The 12006-nt window shown below is 65.7% G+C and carries 8 protein-coding genes and 1 tRNA gene; 4 read left to right on the top strand and 5 right to left on the bottom strand.

Annotated elements, in window-relative coordinates:
• Positions 1-158 precede the first annotated feature (158 nt).
• Positions 159-1649 carry an ISNCY family transposase gene (locus tag FFI87_RS11035; RefSeq protein WP_138847460.1) on the top strand — a complete coding sequence of 497 codons (1491 nt, stop codon included), beginning with the start codon at positions 159-161 and terminating at the stop codon, positions 1647-1649.
• 100 nt (positions 1650-1749) lie between these two features.
• Positions 1750-3861: a prolyl oligopeptidase family serine peptidase gene (locus FFI87_RS11030; RefSeq protein ID WP_138847461.1), complete on the top strand. Its 2112-nt coding sequence runs from the start codon at positions 1750-1752 to the stop codon at positions 3859-3861.
• Positions 3862-3886: 25 nt separating this feature from the next.
• Here the strand turns inward: FFI87_RS11030 and xth are convergent, their stop codons facing one another.
• Entirely contained in the window at positions 3887-4663 is a 777-nt protein-coding gene (gene xth, locus FFI87_RS11025) for an exodeoxyribonuclease III (protein WP_192718664.1), read from the bottom strand.
• A gap of 181 nt (positions 4664-4844) precedes the next feature.
• On the opposite strand from xth, the gene FFI87_RS11020 reads away from it, so the two are divergent.
• Positions 4845-4921 (top strand) — tRNA-Met (locus tag FFI87_RS11020).
• A 96-nt stretch (positions 4922-5017) separates the two neighbouring features.
• Here FFI87_RS11020 and FFI87_RS11015 read toward each other — a convergent pair.
• On the bottom strand, positions 5018-5821 hold the full coding sequence (locus FFI87_RS11015) for a DUF3472 domain-containing protein (protein ID WP_138847462.1): 804 nt from the start codon (positions 5819-5821) through the stop codon (positions 5018-5020).
• A 326-nt stretch (positions 5822-6147) separates the two neighbouring features.
• A complete protein-coding gene (locus FFI87_RS11010) occupies positions 6148-6840 on the bottom strand; it encodes an aspartate/glutamate racemase family protein (RefSeq protein WP_138847463.1) in 693 nt (230 codons plus the stop codon).
• A 137-nt stretch (positions 6841-6977) separates the two neighbouring features.
• Between FFI87_RS11010 and dinB the strand changes: the two genes are divergently transcribed.
• Complete coding sequence (dinB, locus tag FFI87_RS11005) at positions 6978-8201, top strand: DNA polymerase IV (RefSeq protein WP_012364230.1); 1224 nt, start codon at positions 6978-6980, stop codon at positions 8199-8201.
• Positions 8202-8235: 34 nt separating this feature from the next.
• Here the strand turns inward: dinB and FFI87_RS11000 are convergent, their stop codons facing one another.
• Positions 8236-9561 (bottom strand): IS4 family transposase, encoded by a 1326-nt coding sequence (locus tag FFI87_RS11000; protein ID WP_138847259.1) that lies wholly within the window; start codon positions 9559-9561, stop codon positions 8236-8238.
• Between the two features lie 141 nt (positions 9562-9702).
• Positions 9703-11790, bottom strand: a complete 2088-nt coding sequence (locus FFI87_RS10995) for a M3 family metallopeptidase (protein ID WP_012364229.1) — start codon at positions 11788-11790, stop codon at positions 9703-9705.
• Positions 11791-12006 lie beyond the last annotated feature (216 nt).

The raw sequence follows: 12006 nt of genomic DNA, 5'->3' as shown, positions 1-12006 counted from the left end.
GGGCATCGCGCATGCCGCGATCGGACATAATCTCGGTTTGCCGTCACGTGCGATGTAGCGGCTAAGTTGTAATGTCCGCTTCTGGCTAAGTTCAAATGTCCGCTTTTCGACCCATCGTAAGCTGACCGGCCGCTGGGAATCCAGCGCTGGAGGCTTCGATGGCTGCAACGGAACGGATCACGATGACGATGTGCGAGCTGGACAGGTTCAAGGTCATTCAGGACGTGGCGGACGGTAAGCTCCAGCCGTGGCGCGCGGCCGAACGACTCGGGTTGACGACGCGGCAGATCCGGCGACTGGTCGGCCGATTGCGTGAGCACGGGCCGCAAGGTCTCGTGTCGCAACGGCGCACGAAGCCCAGCAACAACCGACTGGATAGCATGATGACTGATCGGGTGCTGTCGATCATCCGGGATCGCTACGCCGATTTCGGACCGACGTTGGCCTGCGAGAAGCTGTACGAATGCCACGACATTCGGCTGGCCAAGGAAACGGTTCGCAAGCTGATGACCGACGCTGGCCTATGGGTGCCGCGCCGGCAACGCCCGCCCAAGGTCTATCAGCCGCGAGCACGACGCGCGTGCCTGGGCGAACTGATCCAGATCGACGGCTGCGATCATCGGTGGTTCGAGGAACGGGCGCCGGCCTGCACGCTGCTGGTGTATGTGGACGACGCGACGAGCCGGCTGATGGGGCTGCACTTCACGCAGACCGAATCGACGTTCAGCTACTTCGAGGCGACGCGTGCGTACATCGAGCGCCACGGCAAGCCGAGTGCGTTCTATAGCGACAAGTACAGCGTGTTCCGCAATACAACGCCGGGCAAGACTGGTAATCGGGTGACGCATTTCGGTCGAGCGATGTACGAGCTGAACATCGACACGTTTTGCGCAAACAGTAGTCCGGCCAAGGGGCGAGTCGAGCGAGCACATCTGACGTTACAGGATCGCTTGGTCAAGGAGATGCGACTACGCGGGATCAACACGGTGGCCGACGCTAACGCTTACGCGCCCTCCTTCATGGCTGCTTACAACGCGCGCTTCGCAAAGCCGCCGAAGAGCGACTTCAATGCACACCGGCCGCTGCGCGCCGATGAGAATCTCGACTTGGTGCTGACGTGGCGCGAGCCGCGGAAAGTCACGAAGTCGCTGACGGTGCAGTACGACCGAGTGATGTATTTGCTGGACGATACGCCGGAGAATCGGAAGCTGATCGATCGAACGATTGAGGTTTGGGAGTACCCGGACGGGCGCATCGAACTCCGAACAGAGGGTCGCGTGTTGTTCTGCAGGCAGTACGACCGGCTGGCCGAGATCGATCAAGCCGCTGTTATCGAACACAAGCGCCTGAGTCATGTGCTCCAGGTTGCTCAGGCGATCCAGGCGCAACGCGATAACAGCAGGATCGGTAAAGCTCCATCCAGAACGCATCGAGGCGACTCGACCAAGACGAACCGCAACACCTCTCAGCCGAACAAAAAGAAGCAGCGTGAGTTCACGCAGGCCGACGTCGAGAAAGTGATCGTGGATCTCGCTGAACGCAGACAGAACCAACAGCCCGCACGCAAACCTGGCCGTCGGTCTGCAAGGGACAGCGACGCAAGCGTAAGCACCCTGCCCGTTCAGGATCCACTCTTCGACACTGCGTGATCTGTAACCCAAGAGAAACACACCTCAAGCCCGCAAACCCGGACATTTCAACTTAGCTGGGAAGCGGACATTTGAATCTGGCCTAGACATGCGATCCGTCATGTCCGATTCCTTCCGCTGGCCCGCCGGGGCCGATCCCTTCCGTTTTCTCGAATCGCTCGACAGCAAGCGCGCCCGCGCGTGGGTCGACGAGCAGAACGCGCGCACGCGTGTCGCGCTGCGCGACGACGATGCGTATCGTGCGCTCACCGCGCGGCTCGCACAGGCGTATCTGCCGCGCGAACGCCCGGTGATTCCGACCCGCTGGCGCGAGTGGGCGTACGACCTGTGGCAGGACGATCTCCACCCGAAGGGATTGTGGCGCCGCGCCCGCTGGGACGACTGGCGCGCGGGCCGGCCCGAGTGGGAAACGCTGCTCGACGTCGACGCGCTCGGCGCGCAAGAGGGCGAGTCGTGGGTGTTCGAGCAGGACGCGATCCTGTACCCGGACGGCGACCGCGCGCTGCTGTCGCTGTCGCCGGGCGGCGCCGACGCGGTCGTCGTGCGCGAGTTCGATCTCGTGCAGCGCTGTTTCGTCGACGACGGGTTCACGATCGACGAGCCCGGGCATCACACGGTCGGCTGGATCGACCGCGATACCGTCTACGTGAGCTGGGATCGCGGCGAAGCGCACGCGACCGCGGCCGGCTACCCGTACGACGCGCGCCGCTGGGTACGCGGCACGCCGCTTGCCGACGCGCCGGTCGTGTTTCGCGGCGAACCCGACGACATCAGCGCGGGCGCGGCGTTCGATCCGATCGACGGCCGCCACGTCGCGTGGCGCAGCGTCGATTTTTTCGACGCACACGCGTACTGGTTGAACGACGCTGGCGAGTGGGTGCGCTACGACGTGCCGACACATGTCGAGGTCGGCTTCTGGGAGGGCTGGCTCGTGCTGGAGCCGCGACTCGACTGGGACTGCGGCGGCGTGCGTCACGCGGGCGGCTCGCTGCTCGCGATCCGCGAGCAGGCGTTCCTCGCCGGCGCGCGTGAGCTCACGACGCTGTTCGAGCCGCGGCCGTCGACGTCCGCATGCACATGGACGCATACCCGCACGATGCTGATCGCGAGCTGGCTCGACGACGTGCAAAACCGCACGATGCTGTGGCAGCCGCGCCAGGGCGAGGACGGCGCATGGACGTGGCACGCGCGGCCATTCGAGTGGCCGGGCGACGCGCAAGTCGACCTCGAGCCGGTCGAGTCGACGCTGAACGACGATGTGTACGTCGACGTCGACACCTATCTCGATCCGCCCGAATGCTGGCTTGCCGATCTGGCCGATCGCGCGGACGATGCCGCGTCGCGCCGCGTGCTGCTCGACCGGCCGCCGGTGCGGTTCGATGCGGCCGGGCTCGTCGTGCGTCGTGCCAATGCCCGCTCGCCCGACGGCACGGTCGTGCCGTACACGCTGATCGGGCCGCGTGACGCACTCGATGGGCTCGATCACCCCGATGGCGTCACCCGCGTCGCGCGTCCCTGCCTGCTGTCAGGCTATGGCGGCTTCGCGATTCCGAACCTGCCGGGCTATAGCGATGCACTGGGCATCGCATGGCTCGAACGCGGCGGTGTCGCGGTGTTCGCGCACATCCGCGGCGGCGGCGAATTCGGGCCGGGCTGGCACGTCGACGCGCAGCGCGAGCATCGGCAGCGTGCGTTCGACGACTTCATCGCGGTGGCCGAGGATCTGATCCGCAGCGGCGTGACCACGGCCGCGCAGCTCGGCATCGAGGGCGGCAGCAACGGCGGGCTGCTGGTCGGCGCGTGCATGGTGCAGCGTCCGGAGCTGTTCGGCGCGGTGCTGTGCCGCGTACCGCTGCTCGACATGCGGCGATATCCGAAGCTGCATGCGGGCGCCGCGTGGCTCGACGAATACGGCGATCCGGACGATTCGCGCGAGGGCGCGGCGCTGGCCGCCTATTCTCCGTATCACCGCGTGCGCGAAGGGGTCGTGTATCCGCCGCTGCTGCTGACGACGTCGACGCGCGACGACCGCGTGCATCCCGCGCATGCGCGCAAGATGGCCGCGCGCATGCATGCGCTCGGACACGAACGGGTGTGGTACTGGGAGAACACGGACGGTGGCCACGGCAGCGCCGACGATCTGGAGCGTGCCGAAGCGGATGCGGCGGAATTCGGCTTCCTGTGGGCCCATCTCGGGCCCGCGCGCGGTTGAGCGCGGGCACGAGCGGGCGGGGTGCTCAGCAGACGACCGCGACGACGGGCGTGTGGTCGGACGGCTGTTCCCACGTGCGCGGCAGGCGGTCGACTTCGCACGACGTGCAGTTGGCGGCGAGCGCCGGCGACAGCAGGATGTGGTCGATGCGCAGCCCCGCGTTGCGGCGGAACGCGAGCATCCGGTAGTCCCACCACGTGAAGGTCTTCTCCGGCTGCTCGAAACGGCGGAACGCATCGACGAAGCCGAGCTCGAGCAGCTTCGCGAAATGCGCGCGCTCCTGCGGCGACACGAGGTTCTGGCCTTCCCATTTCGCGGGATCGTGCACGTCGCGGTCTTCCGGCGCGATGTTGTAGTCGCCGAGCAGCGCGAGCTTCGGATAGCGCTGCATCTCGGCGCTCAGCCACGCATGCAGCGCATCGAGCCACTGCATCTTGTAGACGAACTTGTCGGAGTCGGGCGACTGGCCGTTCGGGAAATACGCGGACACGATGCGCACGCCTTCGACCGTCACGGCGATCACGCGCTGCTGCGGATCGTCGAAGCCGGGAATGTTGCGCACGATGTCCGATTCGTCGACGGCGAGCGTGTCGCGCGCGAGGATCGCGACGCCGTTGTAGGTCCGCTGGCCCGTGAACCAGCTGCGGTAGCCGATGGCCTCGAGATCGGCGCGCGGATATTTCTCGTCCGGCAGCTTCAGTTCCTGCAGGCACAGCACGTCGGTTCCGCTGTGCGCGATCCAGTCGAGCACGTGCTGCTTGCGGACGTTGAGCGAATTGACGTTCCAGGTGGCGATTTTCATGAACGGGAATGCGTGCGGGGTGAATGCGAAGGCCGCCATCTTACCGCGAGCACGGGGCGCGAACGCGCGCGACACGCGATGCGAAGCACGCACCGCGCATCGCGATATCAGCGGCCCGCGAAGAAATTGTGACAAAGGTATTGACGTGAGTACTTCCTCACCCTATAATTTATTTCTCTGACGCGGGGTGGAGCAGTCTGGCAGCTCGTCGGGCTCATAACCCGAAGGTCGTAGGTTCAAATCCTACCCCCGCAACCAAGCACACCAGACGATGTGCAGCGCATATGACCGATGCGCGCTTCGTCGACAGGAACCCGGCCTCGTGCCGGGTTTTTTGTTTTCAGCGTCCGAATGTCATTTCGGCGCGCCGGGGCTCCCCGGCAGGAAGCCGTTCTCGATCAGGTAAGTCGACGTGTTGACGAGCGTGGCCCGCGCGTTCGGCGTGCCGGTCAGCGCCGCGCATTTGTCCTTGCCTGTATTCAGCCGGATCGACCGTTCGGTCGTCGGGTAGTCGACGTCCTTCAAATAGAAATGCGGCAGCGACGTCGTGTAGCGTACGTACGGCACGCACGGCCGCTGCATCGGGTCGCTCGACGCGCTGTTGAACGGGAAGAACTCGTCGAACACGGAAGCGCTGTTCGACAGTCCACCCCAGTCTGCCGGCACCGCGATGCTGCCGGTCGGGGTCGTGACGCCGGTTGCGACGTCCGTGATGAAGCCTTCGATGGTCGAGCGTCCGTCGGCGCGATTGCCCTGCGCATGGACCATTTGCAGCCGGTAGGCATGGCCCGTTTTCCACGCATAGCCGATCGAGCACGAGGTGCCCGAGCCGCCGTCGGCGCCGCCGCGGCAATTCGCCGACAGCGGCGTCGTGCCGGTGCCGAACGCGCTGAAGATCACGACGTTGGTGCTTTTGGTGCGCGGCTGGATGCCGGTGTAGATCGCGTGGCTGCCATGTTCGGACGACACCTGGGTGGCCCAGTAGTAACTGGCGTTGATCGTGGTCGGTACGACCTCCGGTGTAATGTCCCACGTCATGCGATCGAAACCGCCGTTGGGCGTCGTCGAGGCCGACGCGTGGATGGTGGGGTCGGCGTGTGCGCCGAGCATGGTCGACATGGCGAGCATCGCAGCGACCGTGGACTTGAGTCGTTTCATGTTCCGGTTTCCCGTTGGTGGAAAAGAGAGCGCACGAGCAGCACCGATTGCAGCGATGCCACCCGAATACCAATTTGCGCCCACTTTATTACCAATGAATAACCAATTGAAGCGGCGACGCCGCGCAACACGCGTCGCCCGATTCGCGGACCGTTCCCGCGGGCCACGTGGCGCGGGGGAGAGCGGGGCGTCGGGCACGACGCGATGTGACGGGCAAGATAATGATTCATGCCGCGTGGAATAATCCGGCCATCAAATCGCGGTGAGGGTGGCCGGCGAGCGCGCAGCCCTCCGGCCGAGGTTCGCCGTGCGGCGGCGCGTGATGGTCAGCGCGCCGCCCACTCAACCGCCGCCTTCGCATGCAGCGCAGTCGTATCGAATACGGGCAGCGGCGAATCGGCCGCGCCGATCAGCAGCGTGATTTCCGTGCAGCCGAGAATCACGGCTTGCGCGCCCCGTTTCGCCAGTTCATCGATGATCGCCACGTAGGTTGCGCGCGACGCCGCATCGATCACGCCGTGACACAGCTCGTCGTAGATGATCCGGTGCACGTCGTTGCGCGCGGCTTCGTCCGGCACCAGCACGTCGAGGCCGAACTTGTCACGCAGGCGCTCCGCATAGAACGGCAACTCCATCGTGTAGCGCGTGCCGAGCAGCGCGACGCGCTCGACGCCCGCGGCGCGCAGCGCGGCGCCGGTCGGATCGGCGATGTGCAGGAACGGCAGCGCGACCGCCGCTTCGATCGCGTCGTGTACGCGGTGCATCGTGTTGGTCGTCAGCACGACGAGATCGGCGCCGGCCGCTTCGAGCTGACGCGCGGCATCGGCCATCCGTTCGCCGAGCGCGACCCAGTCCTGCGCGCGCTGCAGCGCTTCGATCTCGGCGAAATCGACCGTGACCAGCACGCTCTTCGCGTTGTGATGGCCGCCGTGCAGCGCCTTCGAATGGCGATTGATCATCCGGTAGTACTCCGCCGACGATTCCCAGCTCATCCCGCCGATCAGTCCGATCGTCTTCATCCGTCACCTGTGCGTTTCGTATGTCGTGGCAGACGAGTATAGGGGCCGCCCCGTACGCGCGGGCGGTACGATCCGTGCGAAGCGCGCCGGTACGGGGCGACCGAACAAGGCGGTACGCGACAGTTGAAACCGGCACTGTGTTTTTGTACAGTATCGGCACCGTGAATCCGACCATCATCCCGCCTGCCGATTCTCCGCGCGAGCCGCCGCCTGGCGACGCGCCGCCGCGCGTGCGCAAGATCATCCATTGCGACTGCGACTGCTTTTACGCATCGGTGGAAATGCGCGACGACCCGTCGCTGCGCAACCGGCCGCTCGCGGTCGGCGGCCGGCCCGACCAGCGCGGCGTGATCGCGACCTGCAACTACGAGGCGCGGCGCTACGGCGTGCATTCGGCGATGTCGTCGGCGCTGGCGATGCGCAAGTGTCCGGACCTCCTGATCCTGCCGTCCGCGATGGACAAGTACCGCGCGGCATCGCGGCAGATCATGGCGATCTATCGCGATTACACGCACGACGTCGAGCCGCTGTCGCTCGACGAGGCTTATCTCGACGTCAGCGGCTCCGAACTGTGCCAGGGCAGCGCGACGCTGATCGCGCGGGAGATTCGCCAGCGTGTGTACGACACGGTGGGCGTGACGGTGTCGGCTGGCGTCGCGCCGAACAAGTTCATCGCGAAGATCGCGTCCGACTGGAACAAGCCCGACGGCCTGTTCGTCGTGCGTCCGCATGAAGTCGATGCGTTCGTCGCGGCGCTGCCGGTGCGCAAGCTGCACGGCGTCGGCAAGGTGACGGCCGCGCGGCTCGAGCGGCTGGGCATTCAGACCTGCGCGCAGTTGCGCGACTGGTCGCTGATCGATCTGCATCGCGACTTCGGCGCGTTCGGTCGGCGGCTGTACCAGCTGGCGCGCGGGATCGACGAGCGGCCGGTGCAGGCCGACCAGGAGCGCAAGTCAGTCAGCGTCGAGACGACCTATGTGACCGACCTGACGACGCTCGAGCAGTGCGCGGACGAGATCCGCCGCCTCGTCGTGCAGCTCGACGCGCGGATCGCGCGTGCGGGTGCGGCGCGCGCGATCCGCAAGCTGTACGTGAAGATCCGCTTCGCCGATTTCCAGCGCACGACGGTCGAATGCGTGGCCGACGCGACGAATGCGCAGACGGCGGTCACGCTGCTCGCGAAGGGGCTGCAGCGGCGCGCGCAGGCCGTGCGGCTGCTGGGCGTCGGGGTGCGCATCGATGAGGACACGGCCGAGCGGCGTGGGCAGTTCTCGTTGTTCGACGATGAAGCCGACCGTGCTGACGCCGCCGGTAACGCTGCCAACGCCAACGCCACCAATGCCGAACCCCCCGCGCCATGAAAAAAGGCACCGCCGAAGCGGTAATGCCGTTCAGTTAAGGGACAGTGATGTGCCGAACGGCGTAACGCTTGGGGCGAGCTTTAACCACACGGGGGCATTCACGCCCCCGTTGTTTTTCCACGGTCTCGAACGCAAGGCGAGCGTGCAGGCGGTCGAGCCACGCCGGTATCTTGCCGAAGGCCGGGGTGACGGCAGCCCACATCATTTCGTGCTGAAAGACGTGCAATGCCCGTACGAAGCTGATGTCGGTCGGATCGAGTTTCGCCTGCCATGCGGCAGTGGCCATCTCGCGGCGAATCAGATTGTAGGCAATCAATGCGCCCCAGATCTCCTGATAGACCCCTTCGACGGTCCGGCTACGCAAGCTCAGCTCCGCACCGAGCATCGACTGCTTCAATTCTCGGTAGCTGGTTTCGATTTGCCAGCGGCGCCCATAGCAGGCGACGATATCGGCCGGTTTGAAGCGTTGGCGATCATCCAGCGAGGTCAGCAGCACGCGTTCGCGCCCGCGCGCATCGATGGTGCGAATCGCACGGACCTGCCAGAACTCCGGCAGTTCGGGAGATTGTTTGCGCGCCTGCGGGGACACGCGCATGCGTACTGTCGCATCGTCCGGCGTGCCGTCGATCACGTCCCATCGGGTATGGGATTTGGCCGGAATCAGGAAGTGGCGGTTGTGCCCATTCATCGTCAGGCCGCACAAGATCCGAGCGGCCAGAAAGCCCTTGTCGAATACCGTCAGTGAATTGTCCGGTATCTGCGGCAGCAGATCCTGGGCGTACACCATTTCGTTGGTGCCATAAGCGCCGAAGTTGATATCGGCCACCAGATGCGTCGGAATGGCAGTCAGCGTCACGGCCCGCACCTGCGGGTAACTGGCGACCTTGCCGCTGGCATAGCGTTGCGCGCCAAAGTGCTCACGATTGGCCGGGCTGTCGGCCGTGCGCAGCGTGGTGCCGTCCATCGCCCATAGACTCAATCCCTTGAATGCATGGCGTGCCGCGTCCTGCGTGGTCCACGCCCAGGCTGTCCGTTCGAACAGCCACGCCAGCGGCGCTTCGCCAATACGCTGGCGCGCCTGCGCCACGGCACTCTTGCTGACGAAGGGGACGACCTCGTTGGGCAGCGCCAGATCGAGACTGTCGAGTACCTCATTGATCGACCAGTGCCGGTACATGGCCAAGGCAATCACCAGCCAAACCACTTGTTCGGCCGGCAAGCGCCGACGGCGGATACTCGCGGTGCCCGTCGCCTCGATCGCATGCTCGATCCATTCTTGCGGCAAATGTTCCGCCAGCCGGCTCAGGTCCGGCGTGGGCTGTTGGGCTGCACTTAGATAGGTGAGGTGGCTGGAAAGCATCGCGCCAGAAGTTAACACCTCTGCGCACCGTTTACAACCACTCCTCCCAAAAACAAAAATGCCGTTCAGTCGCTTAACTGAACGGCATTACCGCCGAAGCGGTGCCTTCCGATGCTGCGGGCGGAGCCGGCCAGCGCGTGCTCAGTGCGCGGCGGAGGCCATCCCGTTGTGGCGCAGCAGCGCGTCGATTTCCGGCTCGCGGCCGCGGAACGCCTTGAACGAATCCATCGCCGGGCGGCTGCCGCCGACTTCGAGGATCTCGCGGCGATAGCGCGTGCCGGTCGCCGCGTCGAGCACGCTGCCGCTGGTGGCAGCCGCTTCCTCGAATGCCGCGTACGCGTCGGCCGACAGCACCTCGGCCCACTTGTAGCTGTAGTAGCCGGCCGCATAGCCGCCCGCGAAAATGTGGCTGAACGTGTTCGGCCAGCGCGAGAACGCTGCCTGCGGGATCACGTGGTAGCGCTCGTTGATCTCGCGCGCGAACGCGTTCACGCCGGTCGCGCCGGCCGGGTCGAAGTCGACGTGCAGCAGCATGTCGAACATCGAGAACACGATCTGGCGCAGCGTGCCGAGGCCGCTCTGGAAGTTCTTCGCGGCGATCATCTTGTCGAACAGCTCGCGCGGCAGCGACGCGCCGGTATCGATGTGCGACGACATCGACGACAGCACGTCCCATTCCCAGCAGAAGTTTTCCATGAACTGCGACGGCAGCTCGACCGCATCCCATTCGACGCCGTTGATGCCCGACACGCCGAGCTCGTCGACGCGCGTGAGCATGTGATGCAGCCCGTGGCCGAATTCATGGAACAGCGTGATGACTTCGTCGTGCGTGAAGCACGCGGGCTTGCCGCCGACCGGCGCCGAGAAGTTGCAGGTCAGGTACGCGACCGGCGTCTGCACGGTGCCGCCGCGCTTCGCGCGCGCCCGCGCATCGTCCATCCACGCGCCGCCGCGCTTGCCTTCGCGTGCATACAGGTCGAGATAGAACTGCGCGACGAGCGAACCGTCGCGGTTCTCGACGCGGAAAAAGCGCACGTCCCGGTGCCAGACCGGCGCGTCGTCCGGCTTGATCCGCACGCCGAACAGCGTTTCGGTGACGGTGAAGAGGCCCTTCAGCACGGCCGGTTCCGGGAAGTACTGCTTGACCTCGTTTTCCGAGAACGCGTAGCGCTGCTGGCGCAGCCGCTCGGCCGCGAACGCGACGTCCCACGGCGCGAGTTCGGTCAGGCCGAGTTCCTTCGCGGCGAACGCGCGCAGTTCGTCCCAGTCCTTGTCGGCGTGCGGGCGCGCGCGCGTCGCGAGATCCTCGAGGAACGCGATGACCTGCTGCGGCGACTCGGCCATCTTCGGCGCGAGCGACACTTCGGCGAAGTTGCGGTAGCCGAGCATCTGCGCCTCTTCACGGCGCAGCTTCAGCTCGTCGGCGACGATCGCCGTGTTGTCCCATTCGGCCTTGCCGCCGCCGTACTGCGGCCCGAGTTCGGACGCGCGCGTCGCATACGCGCGATACAGCGTCTCGCGCATCGCGCGGTTCTCCGCGTATTGCAGCACCGGGAAGTAGGACGGGAAGTGCAGCGTGAATTTCCAGCCTTCCTTGCCTTCCTTCTGCGCGGCTTCGCGGGCCGCTTCGATCGCGTCGCCCGGCAGGCCGGCGAGTTCGGCCTCGTCCTGCGCGAAGTACGCATACGCGTTGGTCGCGTCGAGCACGTGGTCGGAGAACGCCTTCGACAGCGCGGCCTGCTGCTCCTGCAGTTCCGCGAAGCGCGGCTTCTGGTCTTCCGGCAGCTCGGCGCCCGACAGGCGGAAATCGCGCAGCGCGTTGTCGAGGATCTTCTTGCGCTCGGCGGACAGCGTCGCGTATTCGGCGCTCGCGGCGATCGCCTTGTACTTCTCGTACAGCGCGAGGTTCTGGCCGACGCTCGACCAGAATTCGGTCACGCGCGGCAGGTTTTCGCCGTAGGCGGCCCGCAGTTCCGGCGTGTCGGCGACCGCGTTCAGGTGGCCGACGACGCCCCATGCGCGCCCGAGCGGCTCCGTCGCCTGCTCGACCGTCTCGACGATCGTGGCCCAGGTCGCCGGCGTCGCGGGTGCGCTCGCGGTGTCGACCGCGCGGTTGGCGGTGTCGAGCAGCGTGTCGAGCGCGGGCGTCACATGTTCCGGACGAATCTCGCCGAAGCGGGGCAGGCCGGAGAAATCGAGAAGCGGATTGGTATTGGCGCTGGCGGACATTAAGACTCCCTGTCTGTTGCCGGATGAACCGGGGTGAAAAGGGTGAGGCGCGAAGCAGCGGCGCCCGATACCGACATTATTGGGGCGCATCGCGCGCTTTCCAATCGTTAGTTTCTAACGACGCGATTGGATACGCGCGACGCGGGGTCGGATTGGGCGAAACGCGGCGGGGTGTGGCGGTGTGACGCGCGGCCGCGACGGCGACCGGCGAGATGC

The sequence above is a fragment of the Burkholderia sp. KBS0801 genome (assembly GCF_005937855.2).
GTDB lineage: Bacteria > Pseudomonadota > Gammaproteobacteria > Burkholderiales > Burkholderiaceae > Burkholderia > Burkholderia ambifaria.
Note: the sequence above shows the minus strand (reverse complement) of the source record. Positions and strands in the feature narration are given on the sequence as shown.